The following is a 20,208-nucleotide window of genomic DNA, read 5'->3' as shown; positions in this document are numbered from 1 at the left end:
ATATGCTCAATCGATTCAATACTGCAAGCATCCTCGACACGATCGAGATGATCGATAAGTACCGTCTCGATATCCGTACCGTCACCATGGGTATCTCGCTGCTTAGCTGCACGCGCTCTTCTATGGACGCTACAGCACAGGCTGTCTATGACTTGGTCACCGAGCGTGCCAAGCACTTGGTGGAAGTCTGCGAAGGCATCGAGCAAGAGCTCGGCATCCCGATCGTGAACAAGCGCATCTCGGTGACCCCGGTCAGCCTGATCGTTGCTGGGGTCGACGGCAACCCGGTCGAGGTAGCCAAGGCGCTCGATCGCGCAGCGGCTGAGACCGGTGTGAACTTCGTCGGTGGTTACTCTGCTCTCGTGGAAAAGGGCGCTACCACTGCGGAAAAGCGCCTTATCAATTCCATTCCCGAGGCGCTTTCCACGACTGAGTTGGTCTGTTCTTCGGTGAATATTGCCTCCTCCCGCGCGGGCATCAACATGAATGCCGCCAAGCACATGGGCGAGGTCATCAAGGAGGCTGCAGAGCTGACCAAGTATCAGTCGGCTATCGCCTGCGCCAAGCTGGTGGTCTTTGCAAACTCCGTGGGCGACAACCCGTTCATGGCGGGTGCCTTCCACGGCATCGAGGAACCGGATTGCGTGGTTTCCGTGGGCGTTTCCGGCCCCGGCGTGGTTGACCGTGCGTTGGGCAACCTCGAGGGCGCCACCCTGGATCAGGTTGCCGAGGAGGTCAAGAAGGCCGCTTTTAAGATCACGCGTGCTGGCCAGCTCGTGGGCAACATGGCCTCCGAGCGCCTTGGCGTTCCCTTCGGCATCATTGACCTTTCCCTGGCGCCAACCGCCGAGCTCGGCGATTCCGTGGCACACATTCTGGAGCACATGGGCCTGGATCAGGTAGGCACGCACGGTACTACCGCCGCGCTGGCGCTGCTTAACGACGCCGTGAAGAAGGGCGGCATGATGGCATGCTCGCGCGTCGGCGGCCTTTCGGGTTCCTTCATCCCGGTCTCCGAGGACAAGGGCATGATCGACGCAGTGCGTTCCGGTGCCATCACCATGGACAAGCTAGAAGCCATGACCGCAATCTGCTCGGTCGGCTTCGACATGATTGCGCTTCCTGGCGATACCTCTGCGGCAACGATTGCCGGCATGATCGCTGATGAAGCCGCCATCGGTGTGATGAACCATAAGACCACCGCGGTCCGCGTTATTCCAGTACCGGGTGCCAAGATTGGCGACGAAGTCAACTTCGGCGGCCTGCTCGGATACGCTCCGGTCATCCCGGTCAACACCGTGGGCAACTCCACGTTTGTCAACCGCGGCGGCTTCATCCCCGCCCCGGTCCACGGCTTCCGCAATTAATGGCGTGTGAGTAACGGTGAAGGTTTCACCCTTCACCGTTGCCCGTGCTCCACGGGTTCTCATCCTTGAGTTTTTGGGCGCCGCGTCAGTTCGCTAGATTTATTTCGTCTATCTTTGCGTAGGAGGCGACCTCGGCCACGAACGCGGGATCGTGGCAGGTCAATACTATTGACGCCGATGCGGAGAGCGCATTGTGAATGAGGCGATGGACCATCACTCTGCCACGGGCGTCGAGAAGCGTGTCCGGCTCATCAAGGATGAGAATATCGCGGCGCAGTGCCACCGCGTGCGCTACCTGCGCGACCCGCAATTGCGACGCCGAGACGTCCAGAGGGTGCTCTTCTAGAGGCAGGTCAGGTATGAGATCTGGCTCCTGCACCCACGCTCCAATGGTGGGTTCGAGCACTTGGTCCATGGGCGATTGCAGCGCCATCGCGATGCTGGGATGGGCGGGTTCATTGCTGTCAAGGCCAGCGGCTGCGCGCAGCAACGTGGTCTTGCCTGAACCGTTTCCGCCACGCAGCCACAGCACTCCCCCGGGCCGCAGTTTCAAGTCCACCGGGCCAACCTCGAAAGAGCTGGATTCCGGAGCTTTGAGGTGCCACCAGCGTCTGGGTTTCGCACCGCGCGTGGCGCGCAACTGGGATAAAGTGACGCTTTCCGGAGTCGGAGCCACGCGGGCAAGGTCTAGAATGCCGTCTGCGCTGGTGTCATGCTCGACGAGGATGACCGCGGTTTCCTTTAGTGTTCCGAGAAAGCTGGCGATGCGCTCGCGTGAATCGGGATCGAGGCCTGCCCACGGCTCGACCACGATGAGCACGGGTGGCTCGGCTATCGCGACCTGCGCGAGCGCAAGCCGGCGTGTTTGACCACCAGACAGGCCCGAGGGTTTGCGCGTGCCGTCGAGGGCGATGTCGCAAAGTGCCTGCTCTACTCTGGATTCCATGTCCTGCGGATCCATCCCAAGGTGTTCCAACGCAAGCGCGAGTTCTTCCCTGACTGTCTCGCGCAGGAGAGATACGTGTGCTGCCGCATCGGCGCCGATTACCGTGTCAACACCCAAAGTCTCTGCGAGTTGATGCGCAACATCGTCGGCATTTTCGCTAAAGCCCACGCGGATGGTCTTGCTTGTTCCTGGGACTAGATCCATAGCAGTACTCCAAAAACGCTGATGATGGGCAGCGCCCACCGTACGATGCGCTGAGCCAGACTGTCCGGAACGGGGACCAAAACTGTGCGCCGGCCTGGTCTGTCGAATCCGATCGCGGCTAAGGCTTGGCCCCGTTGCGCACCCTGGGTGAGCAGGCGTGCGATGACCGGGAAGATTACGCGGGAGGCAACGTTGCGTATGGAAACCTGCACGCCGCTGAGGCGGTTGGCGTCGCGTACCGCGGCGATGGCGCGCGCACCCTCGGGCAGGGATTGAAGGGAGGCACCCACCACGTAGGCGGCTTTGTGGCCGAGGCGGGAGGCTTGGAGCCACTTGGCGACGTCGCTGACCTTGACCATGGAGGCAGCCGCCACGATACAGCCCATCAAGGCGGCGAAACGTAGGGAGAGGTGGCCTGAAAGAAGCAGGCCATCACTGGTGAGCAAAGGGAAGAAACGGTCAGTGCCGTAGGGCGCGTGAATAAGCACCATCGATGCCGCGGCGGGAAGTGCAAGGACCGTGGTGGTGGCGACCACCGCTATCGAGCGTGATGCGATGGTGCCTAGTATGAGCCACATGATGAGCACAGCCGCATTGAGTAGGGGTGAGTTGACTGCCACAATGAGAAACCAGGTGGAGGCTGCGGCGCTAAAAACAGTGGCTGGGTGAATCATTAACGCGGGCGCAGGCTTTCGAGGGTGCGCTTCGGCAGTGCCTTGATTGCTGCCCACACGATGAGGAAGACGATGGCCTTATCGAGCGGATCGGAAATGAAGGACTGCAGGGTCACCGAAGCGATAAGCGAGTTTCCGAGCTCGCGGAAAAGCGAGACAACGGCGCCTGTTCCCAGGCCAGCGGTGCCGCCGTAAACGAATGCTGCGACGGGCGCGGCCAGCATGCCGGAGATGATTCCGATGATGGCGCCGGAAAGGATGACGGACCACCACTTCTTGAAGGCACCCTTGTTGATCGCCCACCCCGCAAGGAAACCGGTCGCAGCCGATGCAGCCGCAAATGGCAGGGCTGCCGGGTTGAGAAGACCCCACACCACGGAGGATAAAGTACCCGTAGCCAGGCCAGCGATAGGGCCGGCAATGGCGGCGACGAGGATGGTACCCACGGAGTCGATGTAGAGCGGTACACCAATGGAACCGATGATCTCGCCGACGACGATGTTGAGGACCAACGCGACAGGGATGATTGCGATGGTCCGGGCGGGAAGCGCTGGCAGCGCGCCTGCAAGCAGCAAGGCGGCACCGAGCAAGTAGCCGACCAAGGTGATGAGTGCTTCAGTGGAGCCCGCGACGGATTCCCAGGAAGTCGGACGGACCAAAACGAGATAGATCCAGGTGGCTACGACGATGAGCGCACCGGCGATTACCAGGCCTTTGCGGGCTGGCGTTAAAGAGATCTGTGACATGAAACTTTCACTTTGGGAAGTAGTAGATGTACAAAGTGTTGGCAAAATTCTGCCCTATGTCACCTCGGGCAGCCCATCAATAATAAGCGCACTAGACGCGACGAGCCAAAATCCTGGCAGCACGGGTGAGCTCCGCGTGCGCGCCTAAGATATCTACGGCGGTCACCACGTGTGCGTTGGCCGGCGCATCCCAATGTCCCCGTAGATCCGCCACGGATGTTCCGCGCAGCAACTGTGACTCAGCCTCCACATCCACGGTGGTGGTGTGCTTAAGGAAGTCCACCTTGCCAAGCGCGATCATGCAGGTGAGCAGGTCATGGATTTGAGCCTGGTAGCCCTCCCCTTGCTCTTGATGGAACTCGAAATAGAAGCGCAGGATCTCTGGAAGATGGCGGGCCACCGGATGCTCGCCAAGCTCCGCGATGAGTCGCTCCAAGCGCGGCGGCGCGATGAGAAACTGCTCGGTCACTTCCAGTGAGCACAGTGTCGCTTGGCTGTCGCTTTCGTGCAAGGCGCCAAAGACCTGCTTTGCGGCATGCGGGTCGACCCAGAAGTTCCATTCTGCAGTGGGCGTGGTGTTGCCGCGGTAGTTCACTGCGCCGCCCATCACCGTCACCTGGCTTAACTTGCTCACCCCGGCTAACGCTGCATTGGTGAGCGGACCGGTGACGATGAGCTGCGCGCCCTGTTCAGCGGCGTTGTTCCACAGGTCCCGCCAGTTGTGATCGGGGTGCCAGTCCGGGGCCGTGACGAAGCCCAGGCCAGCTGCACCATGGGTTTCCGGGGTCGTTACCAGTGGAACCTCCAAGGGTACTGGGTGGCCGGGTGCCACGGGGATCTCCCCTAGCCCGCATTCGCTGAGAATGAACGCCGCGTTGCGAGCAGTGGTGTCGACGTCGATATTGCCGGCCGTCGTGGTGACACCAACGAGTTCAATCTCGCCGGCGTGGTGAAGCGCCGCGAGATAGATAAGGGCAAGGGCGTCATCAATTCCGGGATCGCAATCAAGCAGGATGCGGGGCGTGGTCATCGACTAAAGGCTCCTAAAAGACGAGGGTATCGAGGAATTTCTGGGCGCGCTCCGTCTGCGGGTTGTCAAAGAACGCATTGGGCTCGCCGGTCTCTACGATACGTCCTGCGTCCATGAACACAATCTGGTCCGACACTGCAATGTTTAGGCCAGCTCAACAATCTCTAAGTATTCGTCGTTCCATAGATCCTCATCGCCATCAGGCATGATGATGACGCGCTCGGGCTTGAGTGCTTTCACTGCTCCCGGATCGTGGGTGACCAATACGACTGCTCCGGTGTAGGACCCCAGAGCGTCGAGGACCTGCTCACGCGATTGCGGGTCGAGGTTGTTGGTCGGCTCATCGAGGAGCAGTACGTTTGCGCGTGAGGAAACTAGAGCGGCAATGGAAAGTCGGGTCTTTTCACCACCGGAGAGCGTGCCTGCCGGTTGCTCCAGCTTGTCGCCGGAGAACATAAAGGCACCGAGGAGGCCACGGAGATCCTGCTGGCCTGCGTCCGGGCAGGCTTCAATGGTGTTCTCCCACACGGTCTTGTTCGGGTCGATGTTGTCGTGCTCCTGCGCGAAGTAGCCGATACGCAGACCATGGCCGGAAACAATTCCGCCCTCACCGTCGGTGCGTTCTACTCCCGCAAGCAGCTTCAGCAACGTGGTCTTACCGGCACCGTTGTAACCGAGAACAACCACGCGGGAACCCTTGTCGATGGCGAGATCGACGCCGGCAAAGACTTCCAAGGAACCGTACATCTTGGTAAGACCCTTAGCGTTCATCGGGGTCTTGCCGCACGGCGCGGGCTCAGGGAACTTAATGTGCGCGACCTTGTCAGCCACGCGCACTTCGTCCAGTTGGTTCATCATGCGGTCCGCGCGGGCAAGCATCTGCTTGGCAGCGGCCGCCTTGGTAGCCTTCGCACCGAGCTTGGCAGCCTGCTTCTGCAGGGCCGAAGCTTTCTTCTCCGCATTGGCACGCTCACGGCGGCGACGTGCCTCATCGGTAGCGCGCGCATCCAGGTACTTCTTAAAGCCCATGTTGTAGACGTCTGCTTCGGCGCGCACCGCGTCAAGGAACCATACCTTGTTGCACACGGCCTCAAGGAGGTCCACATCGTGGGAGATCATGATGAGACCGCCCTCGTGCTTGGACAAAAAGCTGCGCAGCCACGTAATGGAGTCAGCATCCAAGTGGTTGGTTGGCTCGTCCAGCAGCAGGGTGGTCTGGGATTTGCCCGAGCCAGCCGACGCTGCAAAGAGGATCTGTGCAAGCTCCACGCGGCGGCGCTGACCGCCGGAGAGAGTCTTCAATTGCTGGTCAAGGATGCGCTGCGGCAAGCCTAAGTTGTCGCAAATCTGCGCACACTCGGCGTCGGCCTCGTATCCGCCAAGAGCGTGGTACTCCTCCTCCAGGCGGGAATACTTGCGGATGGCTTTGTCGCGGAACTTCTCATCCGTGGCAGTCTCCATCAGCTCCTGCTGCTTTGCCATACGGCGCTTGATCTCGTCCAAACCGCGGGCGGAGAGAACTCGCTCACGAGCGGTGATCTCGATATTGCCTTCGCGGGAGTCCTGTGGCAGGTAACCAATGGGGCCGGAACGCGTGACAGAGCCGCCATAGGGCTCGGTCTCCCCTGCCAGGATGCGCATCGTGGTGGTTTTGCCGGCACCGTTGCGTCCGACCAGCCCGATGCGGTCGCCCGGCTGCACACGCAGGTGCTGGCCAGGGGCGTCGAGAAGCGTACGTGCGCCCACGCGCACCTCGAAATCATTGGTCACAATCACGAGGGATCAGTCTATCAACCGGCGCTAACAGGTCATAGCTGAGCCAAAACCAGAAAACAAGATAAGTCCCGCGGCCATTCGGCGGCGGGACTTATCAAGATGTGGAAGTTTAAGTTGCTCGCCTAGACTGCGAAGCCTAGGGCCTGCAGCATTTCGCGGCCTTCCTCGGTGATCATGTTCGGGCCCCATGGCGGCATCCAGACCCAGTTGATCTGGACGGCGTCGGCAAGCTTATTGCCCACAACAGCCGCCTCGACCTGCTCGCCGATGACATCGGTCAGCGGGCACGCCGGCGAGGTCAGCGTCATGTTGATCTTGGCGGTCTCCTTGCCGTCGACGTCCTCGAGCCAGACATCATAGACCAAGCCCAAGTCCACGACGTTGATGCCCAGCTCTGGGTCAATCACGTCGCGCATGTACTCGGTGATATCAAACGCCTTGGCAATCTGCTCCTCGGTCTGCGGTGGACGCTCGCCGCTGCCGGAAAAATTGGCGTTGGAATCCTGATATGGATCTACTGGTTCAGACATTTATTTCTCCAGTTCATTGAGTGCTTCCATGGATGCGGCCTGAAAGGCCTTCCATCCGAGCAAAGCGCATTTGACGCGGGCGGGGAACTTGGCGACGCCGCCGAAAGCAACACCGTCTCCAATGATCTCATCGTCGCCCTCGATTTCTCCGCGGGAGGTGACCATCTTTTCGAACTCGTCGAGCTTCGCGCGCGCTTCATCCAAAGACTTGCCCACGATCTCCTCCGCCATGACGGAGGTGGAGGCCTGCGAGATGGAGCAGCCCTCGGCATCGTAGGAAACATCCTTTACGGTCTTGCCGTCCTCCGAAAGCTTCACGCGCAAGGTGATCTCGTCACCGCAGGATGGGTTGACGTGGTGAACCTCGGCCTGGCCTTCACGCAAGCCCGCGAATTTCGGGTTCTTATAGTGGTCCAGGATGACGTCCTGATACATCGAATCTAGATTCATTACTCCACTCCAAAGAATTCGCGTGCTGCCTTGACGGCCTCGATGAGCTTATCTACTTCTTCCTCCGTGTTGTAGAGGTAGAAGCTGGCGCGCGCAGTCGAATTGACGTTGCCTGCACGGTGCAGCGGCCACGCGCAGTGATGGCCGGTGCGGATCGCGACGCCGTGGGAATCCAGGACCTGTCCCAGATCGTGCGGGTGCACGCCATCGACGACGAACGAGACCGCACCACCGCGGCTTTCGGTATCCTTCGGACCCACGATGTGCAGGCCAGGGATCTGCTGCAGGCCGTCCAGAGCGCGGGCGGTGAGTTTTTGCTCATGCGCATGGATATTGTCCATGCCGATTTCAGACAAAAACTTTACTGCTGCACCCAAGCCAACTACCTGGCTGGTCATCTGAGTGCCCGCCTCAAAGCGAGTCGGCGGCGCGGCGAAGGTGGTCTCATCCATCTTCACGATTTCGATCATCGAGCCACCCGTTAGGAAAGGCGGGAGCTTTTCCAGTAGCTCAGCCTTTCCGTACAGGGCACCGATGCCGGTCGGACCACACATCTTGTGGCCTGAGAACGCAGCGAAGTCGACGTCGAGCGCGTGAAAATCCACTGCCATGTGTGGCACGGACTGGCAGGCGTCGAGGACGACCAACGCGCCGACCTCACGGGCGCGGCGCACCAGCTCGTCGACGTCGGCCACCGCGCCGGTGACGTTGGACTGATGGGTGAAAGCCACTACCTTGACGGAATCATCGAGCTCGAGGGAGTCGAGATCGATGCGCCCGTCTTCGGTCATGGAATACCACTTCAGCTGCGCACCGGTGCGCTGACACAGTTCCTGCCATGGCACAAGATTCGCATGGTGCTCCAGCTCGGTAATGACCACGGTGTCGCTCTCGCCTACGTAGAGATCGCCTGCGCGTTCGTCGGAAAGCACGTAGGCAACCTCGTTGAGAGCCTCAGTTGCGTTCTTGGTGAAAGCAATCTCATCACGATCAGCGCCCACGAAAGCCGCGATGGCTTGGCGAGCGGACTCGTAAGCGTCGTCAGCCTCCTCCGCCAGCTGATAGGAACCGCGGTGGACCGGAGCATTCGTGCCCAGTACGAACTCCTCCTCCGCCTTCCACACTGGCAGCGGACGCTGGGACGTAGCTCCCGAATCGAGGTACACCAGCGGCTTATCGTCGCGCACGGTGCGGCTCAGGATCGGGAATTGCTCCCTGATGGCAGAAACGTCGAAGTTAGACATTGTCCTTCTTACTTAACGAATTGGTCGTAACCGGACTCTTCAAGCTGGTCAGCCAGCTCAGCGCCGCCGGTCTTGATGACCTGGCCGTTGGCGAAGACGTGGACGAAGTCCGGCTTCACGTAATTGAGGATGCGCTTGTAGTGGGTAATCATCAAGATGCCGCCGTTGGTCTCCTCTTGGAAGCGGTTGATGCCCTCGGAAACAACGCGCAGAGCATCGACGTCCAGGCCGGAGTCGGTCTCATCCATGATTGCGAACTTTGGCTTGAGCAGATCGAGCTGCATAACCTCGTGGCGCTTCTTCTCGCCACCAGAGAAGCCCTCGTTGACGGCACGGTGTGCGAAGGACTTATCGATGGAAAGCTTCTCACGTGCCTCGCTAAGCTCCTTGTTCCATTCGCGCAGCTTCGGAGCCTCGCCGCGCACAGCAGTGACGGCAGAGCGCATGAACTGCGCCATCTTCACGCCCGGAACCTCGGTTGGGTACTGCATGGCCAGGAAGAGGCCAGCGCGTGCGCGCTCATCGACTTCCATCTCGAGGACGTTTTCGCCATCGAGCAGGATCGCGCCCTCGGTTACTTCGTACTTCGGGTGGCCAGCGATGACGTAGGACAAGGTGGACTTGCCGGAGCCATTCGGGCCCATGACGGCGTGGGTCTCACCGGACTTGATGGTCAGGTTGACGCCCTTGAGGATTTCTTTGGCCTCGCCATCCTCCTCGTTCGGGAGGACCTGCGCGTGGAGATTCTTGATTTCCAGGGTAGACATTGAGTTAGACCTGCTTTCGGGGATTGTTTCTAGGCGTTGATTTTTTCGAGCTCGTCAATGACGCGGGTTTCTAGATCCTCGCGCAAGGACTCAACTGGAATGCGGGAGATGACCTCGGAGAAGAAGCCGCGGATGATAAGGCGGCGTGCCTCTGCAGCCGGGATACCGCGGGACATCAGGTAGAACAGCTCGAGGTCGTCGAAGCGGCCAACGGTTGCGGCGTGGCCAGCGCCCACGATTTCGCCGGTCTGGATCTCCAGGTTCGGGATCGCATCGGCGCGAGCACCCTCAGTCAGGATGAGGTTGTTGTTGGTCTCATAGGTATCGGTGTTGGTGGCGTCCTTGCGGATCAGTACGTCGCCAACCCAGCAGGTGCGCGCCTCAGCACGGCCAGACTCGGCGGAACCGTCAGCATGGGTTTCACCCTGCAGTGCACCCTTGTAGAACACGCGGGAGCGGCAGTTCGGTACCGAGTGGTCAACGAGCAGGCGGTTCTCGAAGTACTGGCCTGCATCGGCGAAGTATACGCCGAGCATCTCTGCGTCGCCGCCTGGAGCGGTAAAGGCAACGCGTGGAACGATTCGCACGATTTCGCCGCCGAAGATGGCGGTGTTGTGGCGCAGAACAGAATCTCGACCCATGGAGGCAACCTGGTGGCCCAGGTGTACCGCGTTGTCTTCCCAGTCAGCGTCGACAACAACGGTGACGTTGGCGCCGTCGCCGACGATGAACTCAACGTTGTCAGCGTGGGTGCCGGAACCGACATACTTGAGCACGACGGTGGCCTCTGCGTGGTGGCCCACCTGGATGGAGGTTGCACCGAAGGAGGTCACGCCCTCACCCGCGCCAGTGATGGTGATTTCCACTGGCTTATCCAGCTGAGCCTCAGCGTCGATGGTGACCAACTGCGCCTCTGGCATGGAAGACCATGCCTGGGCTGCAACGCGGTCTGCAGGAGCACCCGCCTTGCCTAGGCGGGAATCGTCGGCAGCGACGGTCTCGGAGCTAACGCCTTCCGGTGCGCTGACAGCAATCTTCTGCGCTACCGCCGGAGCGAACTCGCCGTTGTGCAAGCCACGCAAGTTACGCAGGGCGATAAAACGCCAAACCTCGTCGCGACCGTGCGGTACTGGGAAGTCCTCCACATTGAAAGACGTGAACTGATCGCCCTTGGTGACGTCAGCCGGATTGAATTCGTTAGATGCGACCACTTAGCCCACCGATCCTTCCATCTGCAGTTCAATAAGGCGGTTGAGCTCGAGGGCGTACTCCATCGGAAGCTCCTTCGCGATTGGCTCCACGAAGCCGCGCACGATCATCGCCATTGCTTCCTCTTCCGCGATGCCGCGGGACATGAGGTAGAACAGCTGCTCTTCGGAAACCTGGGACACCGTTGCCTCGTGGCCCAAGGTCACGTGGTCATTACGGATGTCGTTATACGGGTATGTATCGGAACGCGAATTGTTGTCCACGAGCAATGCGTCGCACTCGACGTTCGCGGTGGAGTTGGATGCGTTCGCGTTGACCTGCACCAGGCCGCGGTAAGCCGCGCGGCCACCGTTACGGGCGACGGATTTAGACACGATGTTGGAGGAGGTACGCGGAGCCATGTGCAGCATCTTGGAACCGGTGTCCTGGACCTGATCCTCGCCAGCGAAAGCCAGAGAGAGAACTTCGCCCTTGGCATGCTCGCCGGTCAGCCAACAAGACGGGTACTTCATGGTGACCTTGGAACCGATGTTGCCATCGACCCATTCCATGGTGCCGCCCTCTTCCACCTTTGCGCGCTGGGTAACCAGGTTGTAGACGTTGGTGGACCAGTTCTGGATCGTGGTGTAGCGGCAACGGCCGCCTTTCTTCACGACGATCTCGATAACGCCGGTGTGCAAAGAATCGGAGTTGTAGATAGGAGCGGTACAACCCTCGATGTAGTGAACATAAGCGTCCTCCTCAACGACGATGAGGGTGCGCTCGAACTGGCCCATGTTCTCGGTGTTGATGCGGAAGTATGCCTGCAGCGGAATATCCACGTGCACGCCCTTTGGAACATAGACAAAGGAGCCGCCGGACCAGCAGGCATTGTTCAGCGCGGAGAACTTATTATCGCCAGCAGGAATGACGGTGCCGAAGTACTCCTGGAGAATTTCCGGGTACTCGCGCACTGCGGTATCGGTATCGACGAAGATAACGCCTTGGGCCTCCAGGTCCTCGCGAATCTTGTGGTAGACAACCTCAGACTCGTACTGCGCAGCAACGCCGGAGACCAGGCGCTTCTTTTCTGCATCCGGAATACCCAGCTTGTCGTAGGTCTCCTTGATATCAGAAGGAAGATCGTCCCAGGTCTGCGCCTGCTTTTCAGTGGAGCGGACGAAGTACTTGATGTTGTCGAAGTCAATAGCGGAGAGATCCGGGCCCCACGTTGGAACCGGCTTCTTGTTAAAGATGCGCAGCGCCTTCAGACGGGATTCCAGCATCCACTCCGGCTCGTTCTTCTTCTCAGAGATATCGCGGACGACGTCCTCGCTGAGTCCTCGGTGAGCTGCCTGGCCCGCTTCGTCGGAATCGTGCCAGCCGTACTCGTAACCACCGATGGAAGAGATGATTTCGTCATCACTCATCTTGGTCTCGAGGCCCGGCGCCGGTTGTGCCTGAGTCATAACCCGCTCCTTTCGTCTAATGCTTTGTTTTCCGGTCTTTGTTAACCGGTGTCAAGGGGATGTTTGTGGTGCAGATTCCATGGCCATCTGCAATAGAAGCCAAGGGCTGCACGTGTTTACCTAACAGGGCAGAAAAGACTTCCTGTTCAGCCTCACATAGTTCCGGGTGCTCTGCAGCCACATGGGCGACTGGGCAATGGTGCTGGCAAATCTGCACACCAAAGCCGGCACTGTTGACGGTCGCGGCATAGCCATGTTCGTCCAAGACAGCAGCCAACCTTTGGGCCACTTCCTCTACGGACTCATCTTCCCCGATAAGCGGGTGCACGTCCTCAAGGAGCTTTTCAAAGCGGGCTTTTGCAAAATTGCGCACGGCCTCGGCTCCACCTGCCGCCCTAAGGGCGTTCAGGGCATCGGAAGCCAGTGCGTCGTAGGCATGCCCGAATTGTGCACGCCCGCGGTCTGTGAGACGGAAATGCTTGGCGGGGCGGCCGCGGCCAGCCGCGAGCGACTTACGCTGGACCACCTCCGTGAGCTCTTCTTCCACCAGAATGTCTAAGTGCCGGCGGATACCGGCGGCCGAAAGACCTAGGCGCTCACCAAGATAAGAGGCCGTGACCGGCCCATCCTTAAGGAGGAGAAGCATGACCTGGCGGCGGGTATCGCCTTCAGTGGTTCTGGTCTCCTTTTCTGGGACCATCTGCTACACCTCCCGTCTTGAATGCGAACGACTATTTTTAGACAACACTAGTGTTCCCTAATTCATTCCCAATTTCCACCAACGCAGGTACCCGGCGTGGCGAGCCCTCACCCCCAACCCAATTGGCGGCCCGCTAGAGTAAACATCTATGAAACAACGCCTCACTGCTTTCCTCACGGGTATCCGCCAGGATCTCCCGCGACTTGGCAGTGCGGGATCGCGTTCCGCGCAGCTGCATGCCGATGGAAATAGCGAAGATGCGGCCGGTTCCCTGCCCGGCGCACTCTACGATCTCCTGCCAGATGAAGACGCCGCTCGCCCGCGTACCACCATCGCCCAGCTGCGCGCCTTCTTCGTGCTGCGATGGATGGGCACGCTGGGCGCCATCCTCATCGCCGTCGGCGGCCTTGGGGCCGGCGCACTACCCGTAGTAGGCAACCCCTATGACAACGTGCCCTTCGGCTCATTGATGTCGCGCATGTTGCAATCGGCTTCTGCTCTCGTCTTCTGCGGCGTAGGCCTGATGGTCACCGCATGGGTGCTCATGGCCCCGTTTGTTGGAACGCCTCTGCGCAACACCGAAAGCAATGGCGAGCATTCGCGGCCGCGCCGATTGGTTACTGAAAGCCAGCTCTGGCGTACCTGGGCCGGTTGGGTTATCCCACTTGTTTTCACTGCGCCCCTTTTTACTCAGGACATCTATTCCTATCTGGCCAACGGCTCCATCGTCACCCAGGGCCTCGATCCATACTCTGGTGGCCCGGTGGAGCTTCTCGGTTCAGCCGATCCTTTGGCGCGCTCGGTCCCCTTCATCTGGGCTAACTCGCCCTCGCCTTATGGCCCCGTCGCACTCGGGTTGGCCGGGATAGTCAGCGTGCTCACCGGCAATTCGATCATCTTGGGGGTTATTGCACACCGGCTGCTTTCGCTAGCCGGCATCGTCGCCGCCGGCTGGGCCATCTCGCAGTTGGCTATCCGTTGCCGAGTCTCGCCCGAGTCCGCACTGTGGTTGGGCATCCTCAACCCGCTGACTACGTTGCACCTGGTAGGCGGCATCCACAATGAATCGGTCATGTTGGGATTGGCCTTGGTCGGCGTCGAGCTTGGACTGCGCGGCGTCGACCGCCTAGGCGGCGCTCCGGCGTGGTTGTACTTTTTATGCTCGGGATTGCTCATTTCATGCGCCGGAATGGTCAAGGTTACGGGCTTCATCGGGCTGGGATTCATCGGAATGGCGCTTGCCCGCGTGCTGCTCATCCGCCGCGGATACTCCACCCCACGCGCCATCGGTAGCGCCGTCGCCCTGCAGTTTTTCATCCTGATGGCCGCAATTGCCCTTGTCACGCTGACTTCCGGAATCGGGCTTGGCTGGATAACCGGGCAAGGCGGCGCGGCATCCATCCGCTCGTGGTTGTCCTCTAGTACTGCAGTCGGCGTCAGTGCTGGCTTCCTCGGAATGCTCTTAGGTTTGGGCGATCACACCGACGCCATCCTCACTTTCACCCGTACCATCGGCGTCATCATCGCAGCCGGTTTTATGCTGCGTATGTTGCTAGCCACCTATCGTGGCAGCATCCACCCGGTAGGCGGCCTCGGCACCGCCACCTTGGTACTGGTCATCTTCTTCCCAGTGGTCCACCCGTGGTACATCCTGTGGGCCGTGCTGCCCTTGGCGGCGTGGGCCAACCGTCTCATCTTCCGGATCACGGTGGTCATATATTCTGCGGCGATGAGTTTCTTCGTGCTCCCTCGCGGCCTTGGCCTACCGCCCGGCACAATCGTGGTCATTTATACCGCAGCTATCGTCACTTATCTCGTGGTCATGGGACTGTGGATGGTGCTATTACGCCGTTCGCGAATCAGTGTCCTAAACTAGGCACTCGTGAATGCAACTTTCGATGGGGCACCAGCGCTAGAGCTCAGCAACGTGGTCAAGTCCTACGGCGATAAACGGGCCGTCGACGGGCTCAGCTTCCGCGTAGAACGTGGCGAGATGCTGTGCCTGCTTGGACCTAACGGCGCCGGCAAAACCACCACCATCGAGATGTGTGAGGGCTTTAAGAAGCCGACGTCAGGAAGCATCCGCGTCTTAGGCCTTAATCCCAGCACCGACCCCGATGCCGTGCGCGAGCGCATCGGCATCATGCTCCAAGGCGGCGGTTCCTACTCTGGCATCCGTGTACGCGAGATGCTGCAGCTCAGCGCCAAGTACAGTGCAAACCCGCTCGATCCCGACTGGCTGATTGAACAGCTGGGGCTAAAAGGAGTGGAGAAAAACACTTATCGACGCCTCTCCGGTGGCCAGCAACAGCGCCTGTCCCTAGCGCTGGCTATCATCGGCCGCCCGGAGTTGGTCTTCCTCGATGAACCAACTGCAGGGCTCGACGCCCAATCCCGCTTGGCTGTGTGGGATCTCATCCGCGCGCTCCGCAATGACGGAGTAACCACCGTTCTGACCACGCACCTGATGGACGAGGCCGAGGCTTTGGCTGACCACGTTGTCATCGTGGACCACGGGCACATGGTAGCGCAGGGTACAACGGCAGAACTCATGGAATCCACGGGCTCACCACTCATCACTTTCGAGACAGCCACCGAGGTGGACCTTAACGCGCTCAACGCGGCAGGGCTGCCCACTGAGGCCACCCGCCCACTGCATTACCGCGTGGAAACCCCGGCTACCCCAGACGTCATCGCCCGCCTGGCCCAGGAGCTTGCCCAGCAAGGCGTTACCTTGCGCAACCTGGACACCACCCACCGCAACCTTGAGGACGTCTTCCTCGACATCACCGGCCGCGAGCTGCGCAGCTAAGGAGTAATCATGACGCGTTTCGAACCGGGAACCTTTCAGCCGCACCCGCAGCGTGCCAGCGTCTGGACCATGGCACGAGCTCAGGGCCTAATCGAGTCCAAACTCATGCTGCGCCACGGTGAGCAGCAACTGCTCAGCATCGTCATTCCCCTGGCCATGTTGATTGGCGCGGCACGGATGGAGCACATCACCGGCCACGGCCTGAAGGAAATATTCCCCATGGTCTTGGCGGTGGCGGCCACAAGCTCCGGCTTTACCGGCCAAGCCATCGCGCTGGCCTTTGACCGCCGATACGGCGCACTGAAGCGAACCGGCGCCTCCGGCGTCCCGGCCTGGACCATCATCGTGGGCAAGATTGCCGCCGTCTTCTCAATGGTCGCGGTCCAAGTCCTCGTCCTCGGCGGCGTTGCCTTCCTGCTTGGCCTGCGGGTTAGCCTTGGCGGCATCTTGCTTGGGTTTATCACCCTCATCCTGGGCGTGTGCGCCTTCACCGCGCTCGGCCTGCTGCTCGGCGGCACTTTAAGTTCCGAGGTAGTCCTCGCGGTTGCGAACCTCATCTGGTTCATTCTGATGGGAGTCGTGGGCTGGGCCATGTACACCCAGGGCTTGAGCAATGACGGCATCCTTACCGTGGTGCCCACCGTCGCGATGGCAAGCGCGCTTGCCGACGCCCTCAACCACACCTTCCCCTGGCAGGAACTACTCGTGCTCCTCGCCTGGGCCGGCGCCGCCTCCTTCGCAGCGGTGCGCTGGTTCCGCTTCGAGGGCTAGTCGCGCACCTGACCGCACTACGCGGGCTTGAACCGTTTGATGAGGGCTCATATCTGCAAATGGTGAGGTCACCCCGTAACAGCTGTGACCCGAGTATTGCGCTGAGACTGGTGTAGCCTCACCTCACCAAGTCGACCTCACCATTTGGAAACTTCGAAATGCAGCCGCGAAAAAGTTCCATTCCAGCAGCAAATGTGACTTTTATCTTTTTCGCTCCCGCAGGCATTCAGGGTTTCGTTCCGACCCTGTCCGAGCGGTAGTCTTTTTAACGTGAATTCCGGTAACAAAGTATCTACGTTTTTCCGCGAGGCGACGCCCGCCATCAAGACGCAGCGTCTCATCGCGATGATTCTGCTCGTCTGCCAAGGCGGCATTACCGTATCCGGCGCCATTGTGCGTGTTACGGGTTCCGGCCTTGGCTGCATCACTTGGCCCGAGTGCCACCCGGGCTCGCTGGTTCCTCTCTCCGGTGCGGCACCGTGGATCCACCAACTCATCGAGTTCGGTAACCGCCTGCTTACCTTCGTCGTCACGGCCGCCGCGGTGGCCGCAATCATGGCGATGCATATGGCGCGCCGCCGCACTGAGTTGAAGGTTTACGCGTGGTTGAACTTGGCCGGCATCGTGGTTCAGGCAATCATCGGCGCCATCTCTGTTTTCTTGAAGCTCAACTGGTGGGCCGTGGCGCTGCACTTCCTGCCATCGATGATTCTCGTTTGGTTGGCTGCAATGCTTTACTCCCGCATCCTTGAGCCTGACGACGGCGTGCGTACCCAGATCTTCCCGCAGGCTATCCGCGTGTTGGCCGCGATGGCATCCATTGCCCTCGCCGTGGTCCTCACCACCGGCACCATGGTCACCGGCTCTGGTGTCCACTCTGGCGACGATGGCGTCGGCATGGAAGGCCGCCTCAACGTCGATACCGAGATGATGGCCGTGGCTCATGCGATGTGCATGTACGCCTACCTGATCCTCACCGTCATTGTGATCTTCATGCTTTATCGTGTTCATGCACCGGAATTCGTCAAGAAGGCCGCCTGGGTCCTCATCGCCTGCATTCTCATCCAATGGGGTATCGGCGTCGCCCAGTTCTACATGCACATCCCGCGCTGGACGGTGCCAATCCACATCGGCATGTCTTCCGTAGTCACCGCATTCACCGCTCTCCTATGGGCGCATGGTGTTCGCCGCGTCAACGGCACAGAGGGCCTAAAAACTGGCTCCCCAGCAGCCGAAGAAAAGTTCGCTGCGCGGCAAGCAGCACTGGCGAAGTAAAAACTTAAACTAGGTTGTAGACTCCCGAGACTTAAAAGTCTTCGGCGAAACCGCTCCACCTCTTAGAACTGGCCTTGGTGCCGTTCGGTGGAGCGGTTTTCCTGCATGTATGCGAGTAGCTGCGATAGCCTTGAAACATGTACGCAATTCAGGTCAACCACAAGGGTGGCCCAGAGGTCCTCGAGTATGTAGAGACTTCGGCACCCACCCCTACCGAGGATCAGCTGCTTGTCGACGTAATCGTGGCCGGTGTCAACTACATCGACACCTATTACCGCGAAGGCATCTACAGCGCTACGCCTCCTTTCATCCTCGGCCTCGAGGGCACTGGCCGCGTTGTCCACGATCCAAAGGGCGAAATCGCCGAAGGCACCATGGTGGCTTGGGACCACGCTTTCGGCTCCTATGCGGAGCAAGTATGCGTGCCGCGCGACCGCATCGTTGCGGTCCCCGATGACTTCCCGCCTGAGGTAGCTGGTTCCATGCTCCTGCAAGGAATGACCGCTCATTACCTAGCGAATGGCGTATACCAGCTCGGCGAGGGCGCCTCCTGCCTTATCACCGCAGGCGCAGGAGGCGTGGGCCTTACCCTTACCCAAATGGCAAAAGCAGCCGGTGCCACGGTCTACACGGTGGTCTCCACCGATGAAAAAGAAGCCCTGTCATACGAGGCTGGCGCTGACCAAGTGTTCCGCTACGGAGAAGGTCTTGCTGAGCAGGTTCGCCGCTTCAACGGTGGTTTCGGTGTGGACGTTGTCTACGACGGCGTCGGCAAGGATACCTTCATGGAGTCGCTCGAAGTGGTGCGCCCACGCGGCACCGTGGCACTGTTTGGTGCGGCCTCCGGTCCGGTTCCTCCGATGGATCCACAGCTACTCAACAAGCATGGCTCGATCTTTTTGACTCGGCCTTCTCTGGGTGCATGGACCTCCCAAGAAGGCGAGTTCCAAATGCGCGCCCAAGCAGTCGTTCAGGCGATCACTGAAGGCGACGTAGTCTTCAACGTCTCAGCGTCCTACCCGCTCGCAGACGCCGCGCAAGCTCATCGCGATCTCCACGAGCGCAAGACCACCGGTTCTATCGTCTTAAGAGTGCGCGAGGACAACTAGGCTAGGTTTTATTGCCGCTTGTTCGATTTCACCTTCAGGCCCACCAAGTTGGCTGATTGTGTTAGAACCAGGCCGTCGACCAGCCAAGCATGCTGCCGATGGATTCCCAGCCCAGCACGGCGTCGATAGATAGGCCGATGAACAAGACCGACAGGTAGTTGTTGGAGTAGATGAACAAGCGCATGGGCTTGACCTTTTCGCCCTGTTTGACGCCGCGGTGGAGTGCAATAGCAATCCACAAGAAGACGGCGCCGGAACCAACTGCAGCCACCAAGTAGATCCACGAGGCGGCAGGGATGATCAGGAAGGTCACGATGAGCGTACCGACTGTGTACCAGACAATCTGGCGGGTTACCTCGACCTCAGGGGCGACTACCGGCAGCATCGGAACGCCTGCCTTGCGGTAGTCCTCCTTGTACTTCATTGCCAGTGCCCACGTATGCGGCGGTGTCCAAAAGAAGATAATAAGGAACAGCACGATGGCCTGCCACCACTTATCGGGCTCACCAGCAGGGGCATTGTCACGGATTACTGCCCAACCCACCATCGCCGGCATACAGCCAGCGAGGCCGCCCCAGACGATGTTTTGGGAATTGCGCATCTTCAAAAACTTCGTATAGACGAAGACATAGAAGAAGTTAGTCAGGATGACGAAGAACGCTGCCAGCCAGGAGTGCGCCAGAACGCCCAGCCAGAAGACCGAAAGCGCCAACATCACCCACGCAAAGATGGCAGCATTGCGGCGCGTGATACTCGCACGCACGAGCGGCCTAGCGCGTGTGCGCTGCATTTTCTGGTCAATCTCATAGTCCACCACGTTGTTGAAGGTGTGGGCAGCCGCAGCGCCCATCCAGCCGCCGAAAATGGTGGAAAGGATTAGCCAGAAGTTATCCGTGACGGATTCAACACCACGCTGCGCTTGGAGCATCGCCGGAATTGCGGCGACTAGCAAAAGCTCAATGATCCTCGGCTTCGTCAGCGCAAAATAGGCCTTTAACGTCTCCAAGGAATATTCCTCCAGTATCTGGCACGGGGTAACTTTTTGTGGCCGCCTGGTTATGGCCGCAAATTAGTTGTCGGCTTCGGGGGTTAGAAAGTTCCCCCGCCTTTAACCAAGGCTTCTTAACCATGCCAGCCTACAGTTTCTTGG

The 20,208-nt window shown here is 59.7% G+C and carries 19 protein-coding genes; 6 read left to right on the top strand and 13 right to left on the bottom strand.

What is annotated here, in order from left to right:
* Window positions 1-2 precede the first annotated feature (2 nt).
* A complete protein-coding gene (locus QKB66_RS02320; RefSeq protein ID WP_248090288.1) occupies window positions 3-1,367 on the top strand; it encodes a PFL family protein in 1,365 nt (454 codons plus the stop codon).
* Between the two features lie 85 nt (window positions 1,368-1,452).
* On the opposite strand, the gene QKB66_RS02315 is transcribed toward QKB66_RS02320, so the two are convergent.
* From QKB66_RS02315 to QKB66_RS02260, 12 genes are all read right to left on the bottom strand, one after another.
* Window positions 1,453-2,517, bottom strand: a complete 1,065-nt coding sequence (locus QKB66_RS02315) for an ATP-binding cassette domain-containing protein (RefSeq protein ID WP_096337292.1) — start codon at window positions 2,515-2,517, stop codon at window positions 1,453-1,455.
* Entirely contained in the window at window positions 2,508-3,191 is a 684-nt protein-coding gene (locus QKB66_RS02310; protein WP_096337293.1) for an energy-coupling factor transporter transmembrane component T, read from the bottom strand. The genes QKB66_RS02315 and QKB66_RS02310 overlap by 10 nt, the downstream gene beginning before the upstream one ends.
* The gene (locus QKB66_RS02305) at window positions 3,191-3,937 is read right to left on the bottom strand and encodes a glycosyl transferase family 9 (protein WP_096337294.1); all 747 of its coding nucleotides are present in this window, start codon (window positions 3,935-3,937) and stop codon (window positions 3,191-3,193) included. Before QKB66_RS02305 ends, QKB66_RS02310 begins: the two co-directional genes overlap by 1 nt.
* Window positions 3,938-4,028: 91 nt before the next feature.
* Window positions 4,029-4,967, bottom strand: coding sequence for a nucleoside hydrolase (locus QKB66_RS02300; RefSeq protein ID WP_096337295.1), 939 nt, complete (start codon window positions 4,965-4,967; stop codon window positions 4,029-4,031).
* A 144-nt stretch (window positions 4,968-5,111) separates the two neighbouring features.
* The gene (locus tag QKB66_RS02295) at window positions 5,112-6,743 is read right to left on the bottom strand and encodes an ABC-F family ATP-binding cassette domain-containing protein (protein WP_096337296.1); all 1,632 of its coding nucleotides are present in this window, start codon (window positions 6,741-6,743) and stop codon (window positions 5,112-5,114) included.
* Between the two features lie 122 nt (window positions 6,744-6,865).
* Window positions 6,866-7,273, bottom strand: a complete 408-nt coding sequence (locus QKB66_RS02290; RefSeq protein WP_061922383.1) for a metal-sulfur cluster assembly factor — start codon at window positions 7,271-7,273, stop codon at window positions 6,866-6,868.
* Window positions 7,274-7,723, bottom strand: coding sequence for a Fe-S cluster assembly sulfur transfer protein SufU (sufU, locus tag QKB66_RS02285; RefSeq protein ID WP_061922380.1), 450 nt, complete (start codon window positions 7,721-7,723; stop codon window positions 7,274-7,276).
* Window positions 7,723-8,967, bottom strand: a complete 1,245-nt coding sequence (locus QKB66_RS02280; protein ID WP_311518341.1) for a cysteine desulfurase — start codon at window positions 8,965-8,967, stop codon at window positions 7,723-7,725. The genes sufU and QKB66_RS02280 overlap by 1 nt, the downstream gene beginning before the upstream one ends.
* Window positions 8,968-8,975: 8 nt before the next feature.
* Complete coding sequence (sufC, locus tag QKB66_RS02275) at window positions 8,976-9,734, bottom strand: Fe-S cluster assembly ATPase SufC (RefSeq protein ID WP_414252602.1); 759 nt, start codon at window positions 9,732-9,734, stop codon at window positions 8,976-8,978.
* A gap of 29 nt (window positions 9,735-9,763) precedes the next feature.
* A complete protein-coding gene (sufD, locus tag QKB66_RS02270; RefSeq protein WP_061922369.1) occupies window positions 9,764-10,945 on the bottom strand; it encodes a Fe-S cluster assembly protein SufD in 1,182 nt (393 codons plus the stop codon).
* A complete protein-coding gene (gene sufB / locus QKB66_RS02265) occupies window positions 10,946-12,391 on the bottom strand; it encodes a Fe-S cluster assembly protein SufB (protein WP_061922366.1) in 1,446 nt (481 codons plus the stop codon).
* A gap of 16 nt (window positions 12,392-12,407) precedes the next feature.
* Window positions 12,408-13,091, bottom strand: coding sequence for a helix-turn-helix transcriptional regulator (locus tag QKB66_RS02260; protein ID WP_248090311.1), 684 nt, complete (start codon window positions 13,089-13,091; stop codon window positions 12,408-12,410).
* 148 nt (window positions 13,092-13,239) lie between these two features.
* Here QKB66_RS02260 and mptB point away from each other — a divergent pair, with 148 nt between their 5' ends.
* The 5 genes from mptB (at window position 13,240) to QKB66_RS02235 (ending at window position 19,058) form a co-directional block, all read left to right on the top strand.
* Window positions 13,240-14,967, top strand: a complete 1,728-nt coding sequence (gene mptB / locus QKB66_RS02255) for a polyprenol phosphomannose-dependent alpha 1,6 mannosyltransferase MptB (protein ID WP_414252601.1) — start codon at window positions 13,240-13,242, stop codon at window positions 14,965-14,967.
* Between the two features lie 6 nt (window positions 14,968-14,973).
* Window positions 14,974-15,903 carry an ABC transporter ATP-binding protein gene (locus QKB66_RS02250; RefSeq protein ID WP_061922357.1) on the top strand — a complete coding sequence of 310 codons (930 nt, stop codon included), beginning with the start codon at window positions 14,974-14,976 and terminating at the stop codon, window positions 15,901-15,903.
* 9 nt (window positions 15,904-15,912) lie between these two features.
* The gene (locus QKB66_RS02245; protein ID WP_414252600.1) at window positions 15,913-16,674 is read left to right on the top strand and encodes an ABC transporter permease; all 762 of its coding nucleotides are present in this window, start codon (window positions 15,913-15,915) and stop codon (window positions 16,672-16,674) included.
* Window positions 16,675-16,944: 270 nt separating this feature from the next.
* Entirely contained in the window at window positions 16,945-17,949 is a 1,005-nt protein-coding gene (locus tag QKB66_RS02240; RefSeq protein ID WP_248090320.1) for a COX15/CtaA family protein, read from the top strand.
* A gap of 137 nt (window positions 17,950-18,086) precedes the next feature.
* Window positions 18,087-19,058: a quinone oxidoreductase family protein gene (locus QKB66_RS02235; RefSeq protein WP_414252599.1), complete on the top strand. Its 972-nt coding sequence runs from the start codon at window positions 18,087-18,089 to the stop codon at window positions 19,056-19,058.
* Between the two features lie 61 nt (window positions 19,059-19,119).
* On the opposite strand, the gene QKB66_RS02230 is transcribed toward QKB66_RS02235, so the two are convergent.
* Complete coding sequence (locus tag QKB66_RS02230) at window positions 19,120-20,064, bottom strand: heme o synthase (protein ID WP_248090325.1); 945 nt, start codon at window positions 20,062-20,064, stop codon at window positions 19,120-19,122.
* Window positions 20,065-20,208: the final 144 nt, after the last annotated feature.

The sequence above is a fragment of the Corynebacterium sp. c25Ua_89 genome, assembly GCF_047459735.1.
In the GTDB taxonomy this organism is placed as follows: domain Bacteria; phylum Actinomycetota; class Actinomycetes; order Mycobacteriales; family Mycobacteriaceae; genus Corynebacterium; species Corynebacterium simulans.
The sequence above is the reverse complement of the archived record's forward strand: the minus strand, read 5'-3'. Positions and strand labels throughout refer to the sequence as shown.

Excerpts from the sequence above, each read along its gene's own strand:
- QKB66_RS02260 (WP_248090311.1), bottom strand. The coding sequence starts at position 13,091 with ATGGTCCCAGAAAAGGAGACCAGAACCACTGAAGGCGATACCCGCCGC.
- sufC (WP_414252602.1), bottom strand. The coding sequence starts at position 9,734 with ATGTCTACCCTGGAAATCAAGAATCTCCACGCGCAGGTCCTCCCGAAC.
- QKB66_RS02315 (WP_096337292.1), bottom strand. The coding sequence starts at position 2,517 with ATGGATCTAGTCCCAGGAACAAGCAAGACCATCCGCGTGGGCTTTAGC.
- QKB66_RS02280 (WP_311518341.1), bottom strand. The coding sequence starts at position 8,967 with ATGTCTAACTTCGACGTTTCTGCCATCAGGGAGCAATTCCCGATCCTG.
- mptB (WP_414252601.1), top strand. The coding sequence starts at position 13,240 with ATGAAACAACGCCTCACTGCTTTCCTCACGGGTATCCGCCAGGATCTC.
- QKB66_RS02300 (WP_096337295.1), bottom strand. The coding sequence starts at position 4,967 with ATGACCACGCCCCGCATCCTGCTTGATTGCGATCCCGGAATTGATGAC.
- sufU (WP_061922380.1), bottom strand. The coding sequence starts at position 7,723 with ATGAATCTAGATTCGATGTATCAGGACGTCATCCTGGACCACTATAAG.
- QKB66_RS02320 (WP_248090288.1), top strand. The coding sequence starts at position 3 with ATGCTCAATCGATTCAATACTGCAAGCATCCTCGACACGATCGAGATG.
- QKB66_RS02245 (WP_414252600.1), top strand. The coding sequence starts at position 15,913 with ATGACGCGTTTCGAACCGGGAACCTTTCAGCCGCACCCGCAGCGTGCC.
- QKB66_RS02290 (WP_061922383.1), bottom strand. The coding sequence starts at position 7,273 with ATGTCTGAACCAGTAGATCCATATCAGGATTCCAACGCCAATTTTTCC.
- sufB (WP_061922366.1), bottom strand. The coding sequence starts at position 12,391 with ATGACTCAGGCACAACCGGCGCCGGGCCTCGAGACCAAGATGAGTGAT.
- QKB66_RS02305 (WP_096337294.1), bottom strand. The coding sequence starts at position 3,937 with ATGTCACAGATCTCTTTAACGCCAGCCCGCAAAGGCCTGGTAATCGCC.
- QKB66_RS02235 (WP_414252599.1), top strand. The coding sequence starts at position 18,087 with ATGTACGCAATTCAGGTCAACCACAAGGGTGGCCCAGAGGTCCTCGAG.
- QKB66_RS02310 (WP_096337293.1), bottom strand. The coding sequence starts at position 3,191 with ATGATTCACCCAGCCACTGTTTTTAGCGCCGCAGCCTCCACCTGGTTT.